This is a genomic window from Bryobacter aggregatus MPL3 (assembly GCF_000702445.1).
In the GTDB taxonomy this organism is placed as follows: domain Bacteria; phylum Acidobacteriota; class Terriglobia; order Bryobacterales; family Bryobacteraceae; genus Bryobacter; species Bryobacter aggregatus.
Genome location: NZ_JNIF01000004.1, coordinates 214,645 through 235,883, shown reverse-complemented (window position 1 = coordinate 235,883; position 21,239 = coordinate 214,645). Strand labels below are relative to the sequence as shown.

17 protein-coding genes and 1 CRISPR repeat array are annotated in these 21,239 nt (G+C 57.3%); of the genes, 3 read left to right on the top strand and 14 right to left on the bottom strand.

The window, feature by feature from the left end; all coding sequences use genetic code 11:
- Positions 1 to 132: 132 nt before the first annotated feature.
- Both M017_RS0120690 and M017_RS29765 read right to left on the bottom strand, forming a co-directional pair.
- Positions 133 to 591 carry an SET domain-containing protein gene (locus tag M017_RS0120690; RefSeq protein ID WP_031500094.1) on the bottom strand — a complete coding sequence of 153 codons (459 nt, stop codon included), beginning with the start codon at positions 589 to 591 and terminating at the stop codon, positions 133 to 135.
- Complete coding sequence (locus M017_RS29765) at positions 588 to 776, bottom strand: hypothetical protein (protein ID WP_162179996.1); 189 nt, start codon at positions 774 to 776, stop codon at positions 588 to 590. The genes M017_RS0120690 and M017_RS29765 overlap by 4 nt, the downstream gene beginning before the upstream one ends.
- 23 nt (positions 777 to 799) lie before the next feature.
- On the opposite strand from M017_RS29765, the gene M017_RS0120680 reads away from it, so the two are divergent.
- The gene (locus M017_RS0120680; protein WP_202901700.1) at positions 800 to 2,065 is read left to right on the top strand and encodes a PQQ-dependent sugar dehydrogenase; all 1,266 of its coding nucleotides are present in this window, start codon (positions 800 to 802) and stop codon (positions 2,063 to 2,065) included.
- Positions 2,066 to 2,079: 14 nt separating this feature from the next.
- Here the strand turns inward: M017_RS0120680 and M017_RS0120675 are convergent, their stop codons facing one another.
- From M017_RS0120675 to M017_RS0120625, 10 genes are all read right to left on the bottom strand, one after another.
- On the bottom strand, positions 2,080 to 2,739 hold the full coding sequence (locus M017_RS0120675) for a hypothetical protein (protein ID WP_031500092.1): 660 nt from the start codon (positions 2,737 to 2,739) through the stop codon (positions 2,080 to 2,082).
- On the bottom strand, positions 2,736 to 3,596 hold the full coding sequence (locus M017_RS26970) for a terminase large subunit domain-containing protein (protein ID WP_035958739.1): 861 nt from the start codon (positions 3,594 to 3,596) through the stop codon (positions 2,736 to 2,738). Before M017_RS26970 ends, M017_RS0120675 begins: the two co-directional genes overlap by 4 nt.
- Before the next feature lie 184 nt (positions 3,597 to 3,780).
- A CRISPR array of direct repeats spans positions 3,781 to 8,069; the repeat unit is 32 nt; unit sequence GTTTCAATCCACGCGCCCGCGAGGGGCGCGAC.
- 182 nt (positions 8,070 to 8,251) lie between these two features.
- A complete protein-coding gene (gene cas2 / locus M017_RS0120660) occupies positions 8,252 to 8,542 on the bottom strand; it encodes a CRISPR-associated endonuclease Cas2 (protein WP_031500090.1) in 291 nt (96 codons plus the stop codon).
- A 6-nt stretch (positions 8,543 to 8,548) separates the two neighbouring features.
- Entirely contained in the window at positions 8,549 to 9,580 is a 1,032-nt protein-coding gene (cas1c, locus tag M017_RS0120655; RefSeq protein ID WP_031500089.1) for a type I-C CRISPR-associated endonuclease Cas1c, read from the bottom strand.
- Positions 9,577 to 10,215 carry a CRISPR-associated protein Cas4 gene (gene cas4 / locus M017_RS0120650; RefSeq protein WP_035958737.1) on the bottom strand — a complete coding sequence of 213 codons (639 nt, stop codon included), beginning with the start codon at positions 10,213 to 10,215 and terminating at the stop codon, positions 9,577 to 9,579. Before cas4 ends, cas1c begins: the two co-directional genes overlap by 4 nt.
- A gap of 11 nt (positions 10,216 to 10,226) precedes the next feature.
- The gene (gene cas7c, locus M017_RS0120645; RefSeq protein WP_031500087.1) at positions 10,227 to 11,066 is read right to left on the bottom strand and encodes a type I-C CRISPR-associated protein Cas7/Csd2; all 840 of its coding nucleotides are present in this window, start codon (positions 11,064 to 11,066) and stop codon (positions 10,227 to 10,229) included.
- A 2-nt stretch (positions 11,067 to 11,068) separates the two neighbouring features.
- Positions 11,069 to 12,994, bottom strand: coding sequence for a type I-C CRISPR-associated protein Cas8c/Csd1 (gene cas8c, locus M017_RS0120640; protein ID WP_031500086.1), 1,926 nt, complete (start codon positions 12,992 to 12,994; stop codon positions 11,069 to 11,071).
- The gene (cas5c, locus tag M017_RS0120635; protein WP_031500085.1) at positions 12,991 to 13,719 is read right to left on the bottom strand and encodes a type I-C CRISPR-associated protein Cas5c; all 729 of its coding nucleotides are present in this window, start codon (positions 13,717 to 13,719) and stop codon (positions 12,991 to 12,993) included. The genes cas8c and cas5c overlap by 4 nt, the downstream gene beginning before the upstream one ends.
- A complete protein-coding gene (locus M017_RS0120630; RefSeq protein ID WP_031500084.1) occupies positions 13,712 to 16,180 on the bottom strand; it encodes a CRISPR-associated helicase/endonuclease Cas3 in 2,469 nt (822 codons plus the stop codon). Before M017_RS0120630 ends, cas5c begins: the two co-directional genes overlap by 8 nt.
- Positions 16,181 to 16,482: 302 nt before the next feature.
- The gene (locus tag M017_RS0120625; protein WP_155121537.1) at positions 16,483 to 16,998 is read right to left on the bottom strand and encodes a Cas5 family CRISPR-associated protein; all 516 of its coding nucleotides are present in this window, start codon (positions 16,996 to 16,998) and stop codon (positions 16,483 to 16,485) included.
- 530 nt (positions 16,999 to 17,528) lie between these two features.
- Here M017_RS0120625 and M017_RS0120620 point away from each other — a divergent pair.
- A complete protein-coding gene (locus M017_RS0120620; RefSeq protein ID WP_031500082.1) occupies positions 17,529 to 18,308 on the top strand; it encodes a hypothetical protein in 780 nt (259 codons plus the stop codon).
- 155 nt (positions 18,309 to 18,463) lie between these two features.
- Here the strand turns inward: M017_RS0120620 and M017_RS0120615 are convergent, their stop codons facing one another.
- Both M017_RS0120615 and M017_RS0120610 read right to left on the bottom strand, forming a co-directional pair.
- The gene (locus M017_RS0120615; protein WP_031500081.1) at positions 18,464 to 18,991 is read right to left on the bottom strand and encodes a hypothetical protein; all 528 of its coding nucleotides are present in this window, start codon (positions 18,989 to 18,991) and stop codon (positions 18,464 to 18,466) included.
- A 79-nt stretch (positions 18,992 to 19,070) separates the two neighbouring features.
- Positions 19,071 to 20,582, bottom strand: a complete 1,512-nt coding sequence (locus tag M017_RS0120610; RefSeq protein ID WP_080508051.1) for an amidohydrolase family protein — start codon at positions 20,580 to 20,582, stop codon at positions 19,071 to 19,073.
- Between the two features lie 197 nt (positions 20,583 to 20,779).
- Here M017_RS0120610 and M017_RS0120605 point away from each other — a divergent pair, with 197 nt between their 5' ends.
- Positions 20,780 to 21,208, top strand: a complete 429-nt coding sequence (locus tag M017_RS0120605; RefSeq protein WP_031500079.1) for a hypothetical protein — start codon at positions 20,780 to 20,782, stop codon at positions 21,206 to 21,208.
- The last annotated feature ends 31 nt before the right edge of the window (positions 21,209 to 21,239 follow it).

Below are 21,239 nucleotides of genomic sequence, written 5' to 3'. Positions count from 1 at the left end.
CCAGGAACAGATTCCACAGAATAAGCAGCCCCAAGCAAACGGCCTCGCCCGTCTCACCGGTGCGGGGCCAGTCGGGGTACCGGGCAAAACGGCAACAACCCGCCATGCCCGTGATCTCAAATCCAGCTTCCCCTACTCCAGCAAATTGATCGTGCCCCGGCACTTTGGCGACCCGCACCCGCAAACCACCCGTTCCTGGTTCTTCCCAAAGTGATAATCGAGGCTTAGTTCCTCACCGGCCTGGATATCGCGCAGCGCAAAGTAGAAGACCTGCCGCTTCTCCACCCGTGATTCGAGACTCGGTTCACAGCAGTGGTTCACAAACTCCGCGCCACTTCCCCCTTCAGCGCCATCGATATACCAATAGGGGTCTACTGTAAACAGGCAATGGATCTGGTTGGATTCCGCACGCCGCTTCCCTTCCTTGCGGCTCACCAGTTTTCCGGTGTACTCCATCACTTTGCGGCCCTTGGGAATCGCCTCCAGGGCAAACACACCCCAGCGATGGATCTTGCTCGGCCGCACCTCAAGCCGGAACTTGCAGAATTCTTTCGCGATCTGCGGCGCGGCTCCGATTCCTTTTGCCTTCATTCTGAGATATCGTCTTTTCTATTCGTCGGCTTCTTACCGCCCTTGCGGCGCATGATGAGAATAGCAACCAGCAGCAAAGCGGTGAGTCCTGCAACGGCCCGGACTGTCGATTCTTGATCCATAGCTGAAAATCCAGCGATTCTCAGGCTACTAAAAACCTGCCATGCTGACAACACTTGCAACAAAATGGAGGTTCTCCTCTCTAAGAATGAAGATGCGTCCGTCCAAATTTGCCCTCTGGCTCCTCACCGCCCCGCTGCTCGCCCAGACAGCCAACTCGCCAGCAACCTTCGGAGACTACCGCACCGAGAAGCCCGGAGTCTGGCACAGGATTACGCCCGCAGACCTTCCCAAGCCCTACAGCACCAGTTCCGTCGACAACGGTCCCCGCCTGATCGATCGCCCGAAAAATGCCTGGCCGCAAGCCAAGGCAGGCTTCAAGGTCGAAGCGATCGCCACCGGACTCGACCGGCCCCGCCTCATCCGCACCGCGCCCAACGGGGACCTCTTCATCGTCGAAAGCGAAGCCGGCCGCATCAAGATTCTCCGGCCGGGCAAGCCGGTCGAAACCTATATCTCCGGCCTCAGCCAACCCTTTGGCATCGCGTTCTACCCGCTCGGCCCCAACCCAAATTTCCTCTATATCGCCAATACCGATTCCGTCGTCCGCATCCCCTACCATCCTGCTGCCACCCGGTCAAACGCCAAGCCTCAAATGATCCTCGCCAACATCCCCGGGGGAGGCCGTCTCCGTGGCGGCGGACACTGGACGCGCGACATCGTCTTCTCCCAAGACGGCCAGCACCTCTTTGTCAGTGTCGGCTCGCTCAGTAACGCCGACGACACCGACCAGAATCGGGCCGAGAACGACCGCGCAGCGATACTAGTGGCCAACCCCGACGGCACAGGCCGCCGTGTCTTCGCCAAAGGCATCCGGAACCCGGTCGGCCTCGCCATCGACCCCGCCACCGGCCAACTCTGGACCTCCGTCAATGAGCGCGACGCCCTCGGCGACAACCTCGTCCCCGATTACATCACCCACGTCGAGGATGGCGGCTTCTACGGCTGGCCCTGGTACTACATTGGCGGCAATCAGGACCCGCGTCACGCTGGAAAGCATCCCGAGCTGAAATCGAAAGTCATCGTGCCTGATGTTCTCCTCCAGCCGCACCACGCCTCCCTGCAACTCACCTTTTATGAAGGGAACCAATTCCCTGAGGAGTACAAAGGGCACATCTTCGCCGCCCAGCACGGTTCCTGGAATCGTGCCATCCGCACCGGTTACAGCGTCGTGCACGTCCCGGTCAAAGACGGCAAGGCAAGTGGCGCTTACGAAGACTTCCTCACCGGTTTCGTCCTGCCGGACGGGAACGTTTGGGGCCGCCCGGTCGGGGTGACGGTCGCCAAAGACGGCGCACTCATCGTTACCGACGATGCCTCCAACACCGTCTGGCGTGTCTCGGCAATCCGGTAAAGCGCGGCAGGCCTCTAGATCGTGTCCACCTCGCGGCGGGCCCGCACCCGCGCCCCGGTAGTCGGCAACACGCGCATCCTCGTGCCAAACAACGCCAAGGCCAGCGCAAACACCAGATCGTCATGCTTTCCCTCACTCACAAAGGAGGGCCCTCGCAAGCTCGGCAACTGCCGCATCCCCTGCAACTCCTCCACCAGCGCTTCCCACCCCACCACGCCTGCGGCGACCACCAATCCCTCCACTTCAAAAGCCCGTTGCACGCCAAGCAACAATTCCGTCCGGGGTGTCGGATACTGCCCGTTCCGGTAACTCCCCGCCAGCCCGCCATGGATCACCACCGGATACAATTCCCCCTGCAGCCGCCGCCGGCGCAATCCCTCTTCCACCACCATGCCGATCCCTGTCGCGTCAAAAGCGGTCGTCACATTCGAGCCGCGAAACTCCTCACACTGCGTCAGCCGCTCCATCTCATCCATCACCTGTTCATAACCCGTACCCAACCGCACGCGTTCCACCAGCCGCACCACAAGCACGCGCCGCAGACGCATCTCGAAGCTGACCGGGTCACGAAACCCGCAACTCTCCACACGCTGCTCCACCACAACAAAAGCCGAGTGGTCGCGCAGTTTCCCGAGGTCGACCCCAAGATGGAAACTGCGCAGCACCGCATTCACCGCAGACGCCCCTTCAGTTGGAAATCAAGCTCGCGATAACGGAGTCCCTCCGCCTTCGCCCGCGCCAGCCACTCCGTGCGATAGGCTTGGTTCTCCATTCCAATAAAACTGCAAAGGTATTCCTGTGCAAACCATTCCTCGCCCTGGACCCGCCGTTCCACCGCGAGAAACTCCGGTCGAATGCGCGGGCAATCCGTCGCCTTCACTTCGATCCGGGTCCAATCCTCCGGTCCTTTCGCCCACTCCTTCCAGAAGAATCCACGTTCGCCAAACGGCGTTGACAACAAAGCAAGATCCCCATCCCCAGCAGCCAACATCGGGCGAATCGACTTGTAAAGAAGATCTTCCACTTGCGCCGCCTCATCGATCACGATCAGCGAGGGAGCACTGAAACCGCGGACATGTGACCCCTTCCCCGGAAGCCCAAGAACACGAGCGCCATTGCCAATCTGAAAGGAAAGCTGGCCACCTTGGAGCACACAACCGGCCTTTTCGAGAAACTGACGGACCTTCGTAATCAATTCTCCGGTCTGCCGCAGCGTCGGGGAGACGGCAAGGATTAAGGATTCCGGGTCGGTCAAGGCACGATAGGCGGCAAGAGCGGCAGCAGTTGTCGACTTGCCCCATTGCCGGGTGCAGCAAAGCAAAAGGCGTTTCCCGCCACGGAGTAAAACTTGCTCCTGCATGGCATCGGGATCGAAGGAGAAATGGTGGCGCACCACCTCCAGGATGGAAGGAGGAGCCGTATGGGGAGAGGAGGCGGCAGTCAGGGTACGAACCGTCTCCACCGGAGATTCAAACAGGAGGGCATTCACCAGTTTCCGGTGTCCGCCTCGAAGCCAATGGGAATCATTCATGACGGTACCAAGATAGGAATCGTGGAGAACCCACCCGGAATATCTCTACACAAATGACCCACAACTCATTCAAAATAAATGAAAAATAAAATTCTTCTGCTTGTGACTGGGTTTCGCTGGCCCTCCATCCACGCCCGCGAGGGGCGTGACGCAACAGCTCTTTTACCTACATAGGTAGCACTAAGTTTCACTCCACGCGCCCGCGAGGGGCGCGACCCATCCGGCTTAGTCACGGCGGGGAGCACAGCGAGTTTCAATCCACGCGCCCGCGAGGGGCGCGACTGATTTACGATTTGTCCCAACCGCTGCGTTTGCGTTTCAATCCACGCGCCCGCGAGGGGCGCGACCTTTGACACTCAAGCGGCGTTCGCGGCGGCCCGCGTTTCAATCCACGCGCCCGCGAGGGGCGCGACGAGGTGCTGCCGTTCGTGCAGCCGGAGGCGGTGGTTTCAATCCACGCGCCCGCGAGGGGCGCGACAGGGTACAATACTCATCCGTCTCTATCTGAGCGTGTTTCAATCCACGCGCCCGCGAGGGGCGCGACTGTCGTCCGCGCGCATTTGATTAATGAGCGCATGTTTCAATCCACGCGCCCGCGAGGGGCGCGACTCGGGTAGGTTTACAGTGGCCGTCGCAACCTTCTCGTTTCAATCCACGCGCCCGCGAGGGGCGCGACAAATTGCCAATGTTTTGTGAGGAGTTTGACAGCCGTTTCAATCCACGCGCCCGCGAGGGGCGCGACCCGGCCATAATAATGGCGCGCTCGATGGCACCGGTTTCAATCCACGCGCCCGCGAGGGGCGCGACTCCAGCCGAGCAAAAGCAAACCGCTTCAGGACCAGTTTCAATCCACGCGCCCGCGAGGGGCGCGACGTTCATGGCGCCTTCTTCAGTTGCCGGCGGCCGGTTTCAATCCACGCGCCCGCGAGGGGCGCGACCCATTTTTCGTATTCTTTGATCGATTGCGATGGGTTTCAATCCACGCGCCCGCGAGGGGCGCGACGTGATTCGTGGTCTCGTCGACGCGGGAATTCTTCTGGTTTCAATCCACGCGCCCGCGAGGGGCGCGACGGGCCAGATCGATTGATTGGGATAAATTAAAAAAGTTTCAATCCACGCGCCCGCGAGGGGCGCGACGTCCGGCAATAATCGGGTTCTGCGGCACTGGGAAAGTTTCAATCCACGCGCCCGCGAGGGGCGCGACCTAGCGGCGTTACTACTGATCAGGAATATCCCAGTTTCAATCCACGCGCCCGCGAGGGGCGCGACCACTGGGAGATTTTTCATAAAAGATCTTCCAAGTTTCAATCCACGCGCCCGCGAGGGGCGCGACAAAATGCAACTCTCACGAAAATAGTTTATGCGGTTTCAATCCACGCGCCCGCGAGGGGCGCGACTATCACCACGATAAGAGTGATCGGTTGATTCTCGTTTCAATCCACGCGCCCGCGAGGGGCGCGACATATGCAGCGTTACTCGGCGCTGGCGGCGACCGAGTTTCAATCCACGCGCCCGCGAGGGGCGCGACTGAAGTGAATCAACTTTTCAACGCGGATCAATGGTTTCAATCCACGCGCCCGCGAGGGGCGCGACAGCGTGTATTGTTGATTCATGACCAACACACGAGTTTCAATCCACGCGCCCGCGAGGGGCGCGACCTTTGATAAACATTTTGATTCTCGCGCTAGTCTTGTTTCAATCCACGCGCCCGCGAGGGGCGCGACTTGCGCCAACAAATGCTCCGCCACGCGGTTAAAGTTTCAATCCACGCGCCCGCGAGGGGCGCGACGTCAAGATGGGCGGCGACACCTCATGGTGCACCGAGTTTCAATCCACGCGCCCGCGAGGGGCGCGACACATATTCAGGCCGTGGGAAAGCAACGATTCGTAGTTTCAATCCACGCGCCCGCGAGGGGCGCGACAGAAATCTGAAAAAGAGGATTCCTAGATTGCAAGTTTCAATCCACGCGCCCGCGAGGGGCGCGACGCTTCCGCGTTGCCAGTGGCACTGGCACTGTTGTGTTTCAATCCACGCGCCCGCGAGGGGCGCGACTGAGTACTGCTGCATCGGCAACACGACGTTTTTGTTTCAATCCACGCGCCCGCGAGGGGCGCGACCGGGCGTAGTGTTGATCTCACCAGTGCCACCTAGTTTCAATCCACGCGCCCGCGAGGGGCGCGACGCCGTACCCAAAAGTTGAGGAGCATTCGAAACTTGTTTCAATCCACGCGCCCGCGAGGGGCGCGACGCGGATGACGTAGCCAGACGAAGCGTTCTGATTGTTTCAATCCACGCGCCCGCGAGGGGCGCGACGAGCGGCCTGCACCCGGCTACATGGATGAGATGTTTCAATCCACGCGCCCGCGAGGGGCGCGACGCGATGCCTTCTGCAAAGTCGGCAATTCCTTCGAGGTTTCAATCCACGCGCCCGCGAGGGGCGCGACCTTGTTGCGGAGGGAGTTCAGGTAGTCTGTACGTGTTTCAATCCACGCGCCCGCGAGGGGCGCGACGTTCATCGCAGAGGTCGCAAACCAGCACGATCTGTTTCAATCCACGCGCCCGCGAGGGGCGCGACGCCTGGCGATTCAAAGCTGAAACCTGTCGCGAAGTTTCAATCCACGCGCCCGCGAGGGGCGCGACTGCGACGTGCTGGATCGAACTTACAACGGGCAGTTTCAATCCACGCGCCCGCGAGGGGCGCGACTCGGGCTTGAGTTTACTCAGTAGCCACTTACGCGTTTCAATCCACGCGCCCGCGAGGGGCGCGACGACAGCAAGGTTGTCGATCTTACTGTTGTCGACCGTTTCAATCCACGCGCCCGCGAGGGGCGCGACGCGGCGACCGAATCATCGAGCAAGGCATGCCGATGTTTCAATCCACGCGCCCGCGAGGGGCGCGACAAAGACTTCCCGAGCGCCTGGCGATTCAAAGCTGTTTCAATCCACGCGCCCGCGAGGGGCGCGACATGAAACTGTACATCTACAACACTGAGACCAACGTTTCAATCCACGCGCCCGCGAGGGGCGCGACCGAGATTGTCGATCTTGACGTTGACACCTTCGAGTTTCAATCCACGCGCCCGCGAGGGGCGCGACTGGCGGGACGCCCTTTGTCTTCTTCTCGTCCGTAGTTTCAATCCACGCGCCCGCGAGGGGCGCGACAATGCGGGGCTTTCGTCAGAGGTTATCGTCGCCGTTTCAATCCACGCGCCCGCGAGGGGCGCGACTGCAGTCTGGGGCTCAGCAGCGCTGGCGTAGCCGTTTCAATCCACGCGCCCGCGAGGGGCGCGACCCGAAATGACCTGGGGCACAAACCGCAAGAACTCGTTTCAATCCACGCGCCCGCGAGGGGCGCGACCGAGCCGTGGGGCGTCAAGCTGAATGGCACGGTGGTTTCAATCCACGCGCCCGCGAGGGGCGCGACATGTGGTGAAGTGTCTACAGTCGCGGCGTAATCGTTTCAATCCACGCGCCCGCGAGGGGCGCGACTCCCCGCCGCCCGGTCGAGAGACAACGTGATGTGTTTCAATCCACGCGCCCGCGAGGGGCGCGACAACAGCGCTCCGCCTGGCTGCGGTCAAGGGCGAGTTTCAATCCACGCGCCCGCGAGGGGCGCGACGAACACGAGTGGGGTAAGGGTGAGACCCGCTATTGGTTTCAATCCACGCGCCCGCGAGGGGCGCGACGTTTTCGCTTCGAACTCTTCTCGCCATCGGTCACGTTTCAATCCACGCGCCCGCGAGGGGCGCGACGCCTTGATCCGGCGATGCATAAAGCCGCGCGAAGGTTTCAATCCACGCGCCCGCGAGGGGCGCGACAGGCGTCATGAATTATTGCTCCCGCACGAAACACGTTTCAATCCACGCGCCCGCGAGGGGCGCGACTAAAAAGCAACAGTACTAGTGATCCTACGGGTGAGTTTCAATCCACGCGCCCGCGAGGGGCGCGACGTGATGATCCCCAAGACTGCGCTGTGCGTTGGGTTTCAATCCACGCGCCCGCGAGGGGCGCGACTTCCCGCGATAACCGGCTTCGCAGCAAGATACTGTTTCAATCCACGCGCCCGCGAGGGGCGCGACGTGCCGGCCTGGGGGATTGTCCATTCTGGCGGTGTTTCAATCCACGCGCCCGCGAGGGGCGCGACACGCCATCATCAACGGCTACAACCCGGACATGTGTTTCAATCCACGCGCCCGCGAGGGGCGCGACTCCCAGTGCGATCTCTGCTTCGCTTGCAGATAGGTTTCAATCCACGCGCCCGCGAGGGGCGCGACGGCTTCGAGCGGCTTCGCACTGAGTTCGTCCCGCGTTTCAATCCACGCGCCCGCGAGGGGCGCGACCCGCCGATAAACGCACTAAGATTCGAGCTACCTCGTTTCAATCCACGCGCCCGCGAGGGGCGCGACCACGGGCCCGCACCATCAAGGTCGAGCGCCATCTGTTTCAATCCACGCGCCCGCGAGGGGCGCGACCACCCCAGTATAACCCCAGTCATCTCAGGTGTTTAGCCGCACATTTCCGCGCACCTGTCTGACGCCCAGTGCGCCAGAAGACACAAAGACAATCCCCATCCCGCAAAAACCAATCAAATCAATCAGATACACGGCGCGCGGACCTCCCCGTGTCACAGCACCCGCTTCCCGTCCGCGCAAGATCAAATAATCAGCGGACCTTCCGGATCGTACGCAACCTTCGCCCCGTGATGCTCCACCCGCCGCTTCCACTCTGCTCCCAAAAAGTAAAACCGCAAACTGTCCTCATCCAGATCCACTTCATCGAGCAGCTTCGCACGCAAATCGGCATACTGCCCCGGATCCACCAGACACTCGAACACGCTGTTCTGCACCCGCTGCCCGAAATTCTGGCAATGCTTCGCCACTCGCCGCAGACGCTTTCGTCCCGCGGACGTTTCGGTCGAAACATCATAGGTTACTAGCACCAGCATCCCGATTCACCCCTTCCAGAGCAGCGCCGGATACATCTCGGAATCTCCACGTAAATAGCGAGCCAAAAACATCGCTTGCACATGAGGCAGCAACCCCACAGCGACTCGCTCCTCCAGCATCGGATGCAGAAACTCTTCCTGCTTCCTCTTCTGCCAGGCCGTCAGAACCTCCTTTCGGCCCTCTTCGTTCAGCAATACAGCGCCCCCTTCGGACTCGCGAAAATGCCTCGTCCGCACCTGTTGTCGATTGATCAAACTCAACACCAGCCGGTCCGCAATCACCGGTCGCAACTCTTCCATCAAATCCAGCGCCAGACTCGGACGGCCGGGCCGATCCTTATGGAGAAAGCCACAAGCCGGGTCGAGCCCCACTCCCTCGAGCGCACTCGTGACATCGTGCACCAGCAGCGTATAGACAAAAGACAACATCGCATTCACCCGGTCCAGCGGTGGCCTGCGGCTTCGCCCCTGGAACGCAAACTCTTCTCGTCCCTCCCCAATCAGACTCTGAAAACAGCCAAAGTAAGCTTTCCCCGCCTCGCCTTCCAAACCACGCAGCACATCCACGCTCTGCCCCGGACGCGCCGCCCGTTCCAGCACACTCTTCAGCACCACCACTTGCCGACTCAAGCTCTCTGAGTCGTCATATTCTTCCCGAATCGCCCGCATCAGCACCTGTCGGCAATTGGCGACCTTCGCACAGACAATCGTCCGCACCACAGCCTGACAGCCCTCCACATCATCGGCTACTCGATACTGTCTCCGGCGCAGCAGGACATTCCCCGACACCGGACCTTGGACCCGGCAAAGGAACTCGCCCCACTCCGTAAAGAAGCTCATCAAAACACCGCGCTCCCCGCAGAATCCCATCAACGACGCCGAGGCATTCACCCGCCCAAAGCACACCACCCCTTGCAAGGTATGAACAGGAACGCGCAACAACGTCTCATCGGCTTCCTTCACCTGAATCGTCTCGCCCTCTTTGGCAAGATAGACGCCCTGGCGCGTGATAAACAGCGTGTTCAGCAGTTTCTTCATAGCCTCTCGCTCAGACACTGGTGCAGCATCGATTCCCATTCCTTACCCATGCCGCTGCGGCCCATCCGCTTCGGTTCACAGATTTCCAGCAGAGAACAGTTCTTGCACTTCTTCTCAAACACCGGACGCGGTGTCTCGCCCAGGCGAAACAGCCGGTGCATATCCGCTGCCGCCTGCTGGGTCGTCTGGCGGAGTTCCTCGTCAAACACAACAGGCAGACGGCGCCGAGGCTCGCCATAAAAGATTGCTCCACTGGGAATCGAGGTTCCGGTCATCTCTTCGAGACACAAGGCTTGGGCGCAAAGCTGCACCACATCGGCATCGTGATTCTTCTCTTTGCCCCGCTTATACTCGACAGGAACTAACGCCGAACTGCGATCGAGAGGATACTCGACGACATCCGCCTTACCGGTCAGTCCTAACGCAAACGAGCGCAGCGGAATGCTGCGCTCGATGCGATAACCATCTCTTGATTCGGGTTTCCCCTCGTCCACTTTGTCATGAAGAACTCGCCCCTCCACCGTCAGGCGATTCTCTGCCCACTGCTGCTCCACATGAATCAGCGCCCACTGCCGGGGACAGAAGAGAAAGTGCTGAATTCCGGAAAGGGGTAAGAGTTCTTCCTCTGAATACATCACTGTCCTCGCTAGAAGCCGTCAATCACGTCCGGTTCTAATCCGGCAAGCTCGGCGATTTCAATCCCGCCATCCTTTCCAACCTGAAGAGAGCGATGGACCTTTGCCGAAGAATACTGCCCAGACTTGCTCCCATGCTTCCACCAGATCAGCTTCAGGACTTCCATGCTCCCCTCAGGCCGGGCCGATGAGGCATCATTCTCAAACAGCTTCGGGAGAATCGATTTCAATCGTTCCGCATCTGCGTCGCTAAAACCGGTGCGCTCCGCCAACTGTGGATTGATACTCCCGTAGCACTCGTAGATTCCGGAATCCACACGATGCTTCATACCCATCGTGTCTGATCCTCTCTTCGATCCATCGCCTTCGCCGCTGACGCTCTTTGTGATCTGCGTACTCGTCACACTCACGGGTTCTTTGCTGAATGCCGATTGAATCGTCACAGGACCACGAACCGGAATCGAAACACCGCTCGCATCACCATCTTTGCCAAAGGCAAATACCTGGCCGAAAGCTCTGACATCAAACCATTTTTCACAAGCAGCCTTCGCCGTATCCTCTTTTTTCCATTTGCTAAAAGCTTTCTGACCTAAACCATTCGTCTCTGACCGTGCTCGCTCTCGGAGACTAGGCTCACCATCAATCTTCCGGTCGTCCGATTGCACGAAGATGGCTTCACCAGCCTCTTGTAGCCGGTCGCGCAACTTGCGCTTCAGACAGACATCGGTGATCTCTCCAAGTCCCTCATAATCAGTACGCGGCCGGTTGCCGTTCAACGGATCGCCATTCGGGTTTGCGTTCTTCACCCGCAGTACCAGCGCGAAATCAATTTTGTGCTGTAAGGTGCTCATGATTATTTCTCTTCTCCTGTTACATCTGTATCTTTCGTGTCATTGGGGCTCGCAGATGGGCGAAGGGCCTGCCGCTGGCAGTGATAGCCCAGCAGGAATTCTCCACTTAAACGCGCTTCACTTGTAAAATCTTCGGGATTGAACATCGAAACAACGACGTCGAGAAGCTTCTCGCGAGCAAAAATTCGGTCCCGCCATTTCTTCTCTCCCGAACGAAGCTTTGCAGCATAAGGACGTATACCCATTTCGATCGTTCGCCATGTCGACAAAGGACGATCTGCAAAACGCTGCGTCAAGCGAGCTGCGGTAGTGCTTCTCTCCTCCTTCGCGGCCCACAGCGCGTAGCTCTCAATGTCGTCGGCAATCGCGAGAAGCCGTCCAAACAGATAGTCGCGACTCCTTCGATCTTCTTCTAGTGCCATCTGGTATCTCCTATCGATGTAGTGTCCTCGCCAGAGCGAACACGCTATTCCTAAAACCTTTTCCCACTCCCATCGCTCCAGTCCTACCCTGTTGGTAGCCCGATGGACTGTCGACAGGACAAGATCGCGAGGCAAGAGCCGAGCATCCACGATGCACGGCAACAGACGTTCGAGCGTCGCCTTCCGAAGCTTGTCATCCAAACGGCGGCCGTAAGCAGCCTCAGCAATGTCACGCGGGGCAGGTGCGCCGACAAACTTTGAGTTCTTCCCAAAGTTTTGAGACCAGGCATACTGGCTATGCCATTGCTTGACTCGCTCCAAGAACTCCGAACCACGTAACTCTCGATAGAAAGGGATGCCCATCCGCCCTGGCGTAGCAGAGTCAATAGCCATCACAACGATCTCTTCCCCCGGATCCAGCGTAGATCCATACCCCGCGATCGCTCGCGCAAGCCTGAGGCCAAACTCTTGCGCCGTATCGGAAGAAACCTCAGTACGCACCTGTTCCTCGGGAACATGGAGGAACAGATCCATCGTGTCGTAGCACGGATTTGGGAGAACCTTGCCGGTCACCGCCCAGCTCGCCACCACAAAGTCACCGCTACGGTAGCTTTGATTCTTGACTAACCAGCGCAGCGCGTTATGAGCCTTTTGCGTCACCTCAAACCCGACGGTGGCGGCCTCATCTGCCTCGAGAAATCGTCCACGAAAGGTATATCCACTCGTATCGTTGGAAGAGATCAACTTTGCTTTGTCCCCACCATGCCGCAGCTTGGCCGGGTGCTGCACCGCGAGTGTGCTCTCCTTGCCCGTCACCATACAGATGCCACGTTTGGTCTGGATCTCCTTGTAGTAGGAAACCCAGGAAGCAATCAACTCGGAATCATCCCACGTGTTGGCAATCGGGGTACGATCATCTTCGATCCTCCAACGGACAAATGCATCCTCAGGTGCTTGTGTATTCTGAATCGCCTTGAAGATCGGCGGGGCTTCCTCTCTTTCACCAGTCCAGCTCTTCAGAACAAGACGATTCTCATCCACCGGCAGGATTCCCGCTTGAACGAGATCGGCAACGACCGAGCCCCTTTCCACATACCGCAGAATCGCATCCAACTTTGGATGGGCATAATCTGAGTTCGCCCAACCTCGGAGGGATCTCAAAAACTCCCGATGCGGTGCTGACGCGTCGGAAGCAAAACCCGACGTCACTTCTCCCCCAAACTCGACAAAGTCTCCCGCAACATATTGCAACTTGTCGCAAAGAGGATGATTCACCGGCTTACTACCAGCCCGCCCACCAGACTCTTCGGTACACGGGATCAGCGTCGTGGCTTTATCCTTGTCCGAAAGAACCGATGCGCCTCGAAAGGCGCCGCGCTGATCGAGCGTGACCTCAATCTGAGCCTGCTGATTCGTATGGCTGATGGGCATCAATCGATCCAGCCCATCTGCCTCTCTCCCCGCACACCGCTCGTAGGTTTCAAAGAGTCGCTGCATCCAGCTCATCGAAGATCCTCCAATTGGGCATACTCGACCTCAACACTCTTCACGGCTTTGCCAATCCCAAACGGCTTCACGCTCATGGGACGAATGACTTTGCGCATCTCACAGGCTTCTGGACGTGGGAACGAAATCACACCGTTCACTATTTCCTGACGCCAGAATCTTGCGCTGAGGTGCTTCTCGCCAGTCTCATCCGGGTAATCAAACCCGTGAAACATCAGTCCGAACGAGAGCCGGCCATCTCCATCGAGAGGGCTCGGACCAGAACCGAACTCACATGGCTCGACATAGCCCTGGCAATCGCGAGTACCCAGGAAAATGTCCTGCCTCCCGCCACGCTCCAGCATCCTCCGGACAATTGAGAAGTGCTTGCCTTCCACGCGGTCGCTTGCCAGTTCCGGTCGATGCTCATTCCATTCGAAATGAGCACGAACCTGGTACTCGACATCTGCCAGGAAGGTATAGATCGCCAGGCTATTGCCGCCGCCAAACTCCATCGGCTTTGTGCCTTTTGTCTGCGTCCGGATTCGCTTCATCACACGAAGCTCATCAATGATCCAGATCAGGCTCGGCTTCCAATAGATAGACTTAGCGACCCCCTTCAGGGCCTCATAAGTCGGAACATGGTACGAGCACTTTTCTCCGCCAAGCCTGGTCAGGGGGTCCGTGAACAAGGCGTAGCGTCCCGTTAATTTGAACTCAATGCTATTTCGCACTGGGCTAGACATTCATCAACTCCATTTCTTCTACTTGCTCCACCGACAATCCATAATCTTCGCTGTAGTGGCCTTCTCCGAGATAGAGAATCGGCACCTCCGGCTGGACTTGATACAAATTGCCAGCCTGGTTCAACTTCTCGAGAACATGCGGGAAGACATTCACACTGAACTGCTGCGCCCGGCGCAGAATTGAGAATTGCTTCTTTACCTCAAACGCCGCACACAGCTCCCCGATGATCTTCTTCCCCTCATCCCCATACGGGACGACAATTCCACGCGTGGGGCTATCAATCACTCGGAAAGCAGTACCGCCACTCTGAAACCCCTGTCGAAAATGCAGTCTTGTATCGTAGCTGCCCTTCCCAGCAAGCTTCTCCCAGGCGTGCTTATTCTCGGAGTATAGATTCAACAAGGTATCGTCGTGACCGAGTTCCTTCCTCCCAATCACATAACTCATCTCCTCTTTCCTCGCAAAAAAGTAATTCCGGTAGTAGTCCGCCATCGCTTCGGGTCCGGATAAGTTGTCACGGTATCGGGTTGGATTCGCAGCAAAGTCTGCTAGCAGTCGGGCGCCCTCCTTCTGCGCCAGAATTAATTCTGGAAGCATAGAGAGCTTCTCCTCCTTGAGATTCATCACCAATACCCTGCCCGGCGCTGGATCCCCATTTCGATTGCACCGCCCGGCTGCCTGAGCAATGGAATCGAGCCCAGCCAAGGAACGAATCACAATCCGAAAATCGACATCGACTCCCGCTTCAATAAGCTGTGTACTGACGCAGACCACGCGCTGCTTATTTTTGACTCGATCCAGCACGATCTTGAGTTTCTCTTTACGATGAGCGGGACACATATCTGTGCTGAGGTGAACTCGTTCTTCAGGATGCAGTTCGTCACAGGCACGATAGACTTGTCGCGCCGCCTCCTTTGTGTTCACGATCACGAGGCAGTTGCCGTTTTGGAGACATTCCTCCACCGCCCGGCGGCCCACCTCTGGATAGCTCCACCCTTCCGGACGTCGGAGATCCTCCACACTCACACGCTTTAACTGGTCAAAAACCTCTCCCGGATTCGCAACGATCTCGGAATCCGGAGCAAGTCGAATCGCGCCTCTTTTCTCGCACACTTGATGCAGAAGTGGCTGTGTCGCCGTACACAACACGACAGTGCTATCACACTGTTCCGTAAGAAAATTCAGAGCGTTATTAAAAAGATGAACACAGCGCAGTGGCAGGGTCTGGATCTCGTCAAAAATCAGAACGGACCGCGCCAGCTGATGCATGCGCCGCGCCCCTCGAGTTCCACCGCTGAACAGAACCTCGAGGAACTGCACCATCGTCGTATAAATTACGGGTGCGTCCCAATTCTCACTGAGGATCTTCTCTTGCCATGTCTGCGCCTCAGGAAGAAGATTACTATGGCACTCGAGAACAATGCGACCTCGCTCCTCAGCATTTATTTCCAACGCCTCCCGCGCGACATTCGCATTCTGATCGATGATCGATGTGTACGGGATGACGTAAATGATGCGATCTAGATTCCTGGCCGCAGCATGCTCCAGCGCGAAGCGGAGACTGGCGAGTGTCTTTCCTCCGCCAGTGGGAACGGTAAGAGTGTAAGTCCCTTTCGGGCGACTTGCCGCCGCCTGGCACTGCATCGAGATCTCTTGACGTAGCGCGTCAATGGGCCGCCGATTCTCCAGTCCGCCAATTTTCGCTTCCAGTCGAAGCAACAATTCACCCCATTGTGAATATTCCCCATGCTGGCGAAGCATGGCTCCACCTGTCTTCTCAAAATCCGCCGTATCCGTTCGATCGGCATCGATCAAACAACTAAAGAGCATCCGTACAAGAAGCCCATAATGTTGTTGCGCTCCAATTGGAAACTGATGGTTCTTCTGGGCGATCGAGACTCCAATACTTCGTACGCCTTCGATCAAAGACTCCATCGACAACAACTCATCCACTCGCGAAAGGATCTCGGTATCTGCCGAGACATTGACCTCATTGAGATGGGTCTTGAAGTCACTCTTGTCCATACGGCGAGAAAGCACGTTCTCGCCAAAGCGCTCCCCGCCTGCCGCAAGGCAGTCAATCAGCCCGGAATGATGAGACACGATACAAAGCGAGGCCAATTGAGCAATAAAGGGACTCAAACCGCTTTGTCTGGAGAGGCGCGCCCACAAATATTGAGCGCCGGCAGTCGAATGATCTACTTTCCCCTTCATTAGGCTCGCATTCACATAGTCATCTGCGTCAGGATCAATCAATCCTTCCGCAGATCTTAAATAAGCTTGGAACTCGGCACTGTACTTTCCAAGATCGTGGAGGAGCCCAATGAGTTCTCCCAGCTCCGCTAACCCAATTTTCCCGGAGTACTTTGCTGACAACCGTGACACGTTGAGCAGATGCTCTCCAACGCTTTGTTCTTTCTGATCACACTTTCGTCTATGCGCGATAAACTCTTGCTTCAATTGAGTCCCTTCGATAAGAACTAACAGCTCAATTCCATTCAGACAGACAACGATCCTATCCCAAACCTGGCTTCATCTGCATCCTTTTTGCCTATCAAATTTACAATCTTGGATTTCCTCACTGAAGACACGCAGAAACGGCTGGGGCCAAATGATATTGCCGTGAAACACCAATGCATCTATTGGCTTTACGTTCGGAGTGAAATATTGAAGTGACCGGCCACAAGTTCAGGGAGCAAGTGCACTCGCGCTGAAGACTCAATCTGAGCCGAGTGGCCCCGTTTTCTCATTGATTTCATCTGCTAGTCAACTCTCAGTGGCGCGGGCAAGCCTTCATACCAATCAATGTACGCAGGGAGCTCAAGCTGGATACTGGGCTTTGAGATGTAATGCCCATGACTGACCCGCCATTCAAAGATTTCTTCAAGTTTTCGGATACTATCCCCGTCGCCCCAACAACCTGTGCTGGCGAAATGCGCGAAGATGGCGAAGTCGACATTTCTCAAGCTCAAGGGACTGCGGTGCATTGCATCGTGATCACGGGGGATTTCATCCCTGGAAATCACCTGCTCAAGTACCCAATGCCTTCGCTTGTCAGTCCCAGGAATGCGCAACTCGAAATCCTGTCGACGGGATAGAGGATAGACATTCTCAATCTTCCACTCGATGGCTGGAATATACAAAATCGAGTTCAGCATCTCCTTAGCGGCATGAAAGCCGAGTACTGGCCCCGCCATCTCTCCGGGCCAATCGACTCCACACTGAGGAACATACTCGTGCTCAGCACGAACACGAATCGAAAATATTTTAGAGCGCATATTCAACTCCTTGTTGAATTTTCTTTTGAAGGGAGTTGATCACCAGCGAGGAGAGCAACCAGCTCAAATGAGTCCCTGAGGGAATAATGCGCTCGATTCTTGCTGACTGCAAGAACAATCTTCCGCTTTTTAGTACTAACTGAAAAATTTCTGAGATAAAAAAATGGACCACGCAGGTCCGTTTACCATCCAGCCAATTTCCGTCGCCTTATGTCAGTACGCTGAACCTAGGAGGTTCAGCATAATATAGGCGCCAGTTGGGCAGCCCCTAAAGGGCTCCCGTTTGGAAATTCTGACGCCGCTAATTCACGTAGCACTAACAAGCGGTTTCAATCCACTGGCTTTCGCCAGACAGTTCCATACTAGCCCAGAGAGACCCTCCTTGCGCTCAACGATGGTTTAGGAAAGCAAGGCCACAATCACCACCATTGCAAGTCGGTCACTGAAATTGAAAATCTATTTTTCTTTTATTTTCAATACCTAGGCAATGATGTCCGGTAGCTACTGCATCCGCAATGATACTTTCGGCCATGGAAAACGATCCTTCGAAATCAGCGAAAGTTCCCGATCCGTCCACCCCGACGGACCCAACCGCCACTCACAAACCCTGCTCCCCCGCTCGTCTCGCCGCCAACCGCGCCAATGCGAAAAAGTCCACCGGCCCTCGCACTCCTGCCGGCAAAGCGAGGTCTGCCTCCAACTCTCTCAAACATGGCCTCTTCAGCCTCGCCAACTTCGAAAACTACATTCACAACACCGATCTCTGTCTGGCCGTCGTCGATAATCTGCTGCAACAGTATGAACCTGTCACTCCCATCGAAAACATCCTCGTCCACCACCTCATCCACTTCGAGCTCCGCTTCCTGCAAATGGAACACCTGTTGAATGTTGCAATGAACGCAGAAGACCGGACGATTGTGACGAACCCCGCGCCCCTGCTTCCGCTCATCCTCCGTGAATTGGAACGGCTCCCCAACAAGATCAATCGCACCATCCGCGCCATTCAGGAAGAGAAAGCTCGCCGCAATGAGAAAACAGAAATCGAAGCCATTGAAGATCAACCTCCACTTCCCGATCACAACCCATCCTTGGCCGGACTCCCGGTCGTGACCCCGCAGTTGCTCGCTCAGGTGAAGTTGGAGAAGCAGCTTCTCTTCGAACGCTTTGCCGAACGCATCCTCGACCGCTTTGGAGATCCGGCCTCCACACTCAGTCCGGAAGAACGGAATGAGCGGATTCGGCACGAAGCCACCCGTGCCGTCGACGCCATCTATTCTTCGCTCCAGAAACAGCAGCCGGACCGCAACTAAGCCTATCTCCATCCCTTGGCCCATAGGCCCTAATGTTCTTTGAAATCTTGCTTGTCTTTACATCCGAAACCGGACGGCATCCACAGCATCTCGGCGCTGCCAATGCGTCCTCCGGTTCGTCGATCGCGGCGGCGAATCGGACACGGCAGCCCGCCTCACGAGGCCTGCGACAAACTCCCTGGCTTCCCTGAAATTTCTTTTAACCCGCTCATCAACCGGTTCAAACTATCCAGCACCTGTTGCGCCGAAGGAGGTGGGGTGGCAGAACTGGCCGCATTACCATTGCGATTCCCATTGGCATGCAATAAATCCTTTGGCGCTCCCCCTGGAGGAAGCGTCGTAAGCGGCAAAGGCCGGCTATCATGCTCCGCACGGGGGGGCTGCGCAGAAATCACTGGAGGCGGAGTCGGCGCAACATTCACCGGAACCGCTCCAGTCGGACTCGTTCCATCTCGCGAGGGCACACTCGGAGGAGACGCCATCGGCACACGCTCGCCCCCCTCGGCCATTCCTGCAGCCAGCGCCAAAAACTCGCCCATCAGCACATCCAGCCGATGCCGTTTTCCCACCACCATCTCGTGGATCTGCGCCTCCAAGGCTTCCGTCTGCCGCAATTCGGTCATCTGCGTCTGGATCAGATCGAGGGCTGCGCCCAGTGTGTTTTTTGCAACGCCTTTAGCCATTCATCTACCTGAGTACGCAATCGGAATCCCTCCCGGCAAACTTCAGTAGGCCACGATAGATTGACGGGGTATAGAGGCGCTAGTGCGCCTCTTCGCCCCCACGCGAGACCGTCTGCCGTGTCCCTGGATCCTTCCGGTCTTCCTGCACGATCTTTCTTGCATTTCCGGCCAGCGTTGGCGCGTGGAACGGCACGCCATCCTTGATCGTCCATTCGATCTTCCCGCTTTGCGGCACTCCCGTCGTCTTCGGATAGAGGATCCGAAAATCCGCCAACGGATTGCCGTCAATCACCAAGAGATCCGCCAGATACCCCGCCCGCACATACCCGATTTCCGTATCCTTCCCCAGAATCTTTGCATTGTTCACCGTCGCCTGCGTAATCACTTGCAGCGGATGGAAGCCCGCCTCTTGCAGTAACTCCATCCCACGAATCAGACCAAACCCAAACAGGTTATAGATATAGCCTGCATCTTCTCCCACTCCGATCGTCCCACCCAAACGGCCGAACTCACGCACCGCAGCCATCCAGAGCCGGTAGTTGTTCCGCCACTCCGCTTCATCCGCGCTCGTCCAGTTTAAAAAGAAGCTGCCATGATTCGTCGGATCAGGCGCAAAGAACTTCTCCAGCGCCGGATGCAAATACTCCGGGAAGAACGGTTGGTTCTGGTAGCGCAATAAATCGCGCGCGGCCTCATAGATATTCAAAGTCGGATCCCAGGCCACACCAGCCTTCACCATAGCCTCTAGTACCTGGTGCAGTTTTTCCGGGTCCGCCTGCCGGAACAGATGTCCCGCATAGCGGAAACGGTCCACTTCGTACTGGTGGTTGAAGTTCGCCGGGAAGTTCTGCACGCCATCCTTCAGCGCCGCATCCGGAATCCCGTACCAATGCTCAATCGTCGTGGTTCCGTATTTAATGTCCGTCCAGGTGTTCGTCTCCGCCACCGCCGTATGATGAGCCGTCCGCAGACCCAGCTTGTGCGCCTCGTCCTGCATAATCCTCATCGTCCATTCCGAGATTTCAAAGAACTTCATCCCGTCCGCCCCGCTGCTTTTCAGGCTTTGCAAACGAGTCCGGATCGCGGCTTCATTTTCGGCGGACGGATTTGGATTCATTCCAAACACCGGCCACAGAAACAAGCGTGGCGCCGCCACAGTGTTCGCCGCGCTCTTCTCCCGCCAGATCTTTGATTTCTCGAAATTCGAACCTAAATCTCGCACCGACGTGATCCCCGCGGCCAACCAGATCTGGAACTGGTACTCCTGCCGCATCGGCCAGCCCGCGCGTTCCTCTTGTACGTGGCCGTGCGCATTGATCAAGCCTGGCATCACATACTTCCCCGTGGCATCAATCACTCTGTCGCCATTCGCCGGGCGCGGCGCAGCCGGCGACACCGAGGCGATTCGATTCCCTTCGATCAGAATCGTTCTCGGTCCATTCGCCGGTGTGCCGCTCCCGTCAATCACAGTGGCATGAGTGATCCAAATCCGGCCCTGGCGAGCCCCGCTCTCCGAAGGGGTTAAGGCCGTCTGCCCATTCAAAATCAAGGCAAATCCAAGCATTCCGAACCAACCATACCTGCGAGTCATAAGTAGATAGTGTACCTATGGCCAGTTAGGACTAAGGGCCCACAGGAGTATCCCCAACGGGCAACGAGCTTCAGGCCGGTACAAGGGCCCAGAAAGGTTCAAGATCCATTTCTCACGGACGCCCAAGATGGGAATCGAGCCTGAGCCCAACGCCACAAACACCGGGCGGCTCACAAAGAAAAAGGAGACCGAATCCAATGCGCAAAATCATGGTGCTATCCCTGTTTGCTTCCCTCACCGCCAGCCTGAGCTTCGCCGACGTCATCGAGCATCCCCGCAACCTTCAAGAAGAAGCCCGCATCCAGCAAAAAGCCCAGAAGCGTTGGATCTGGAGCGCCGTTGCGCTCACCGCCGCCTCCTTCGCCGATGTCCAGTCCTCCTGGGGAAAAATGGAATCCAACCCCATGCTCCGCTCCAGCAATGGCACCTTCGGCGCCAAAGGAATGGGCATCAAGCTCGGCATCGTCGGCGGCATCCTCGCCAGCCAAACCATCCTCGTCAACCGCGCCCCCGCCTTCGCCAAGCCGCTCACCTACGCGAACTTCGGACTCACTGCAGTCAAAGTCGGGATCGCGGTCCGCAACTCGTCCATCGAGAAACCGAAATACCTCTTGCGCGAGCAGTAACGCGCTTCTCCTGGCGGGCTGCGTCACTGAA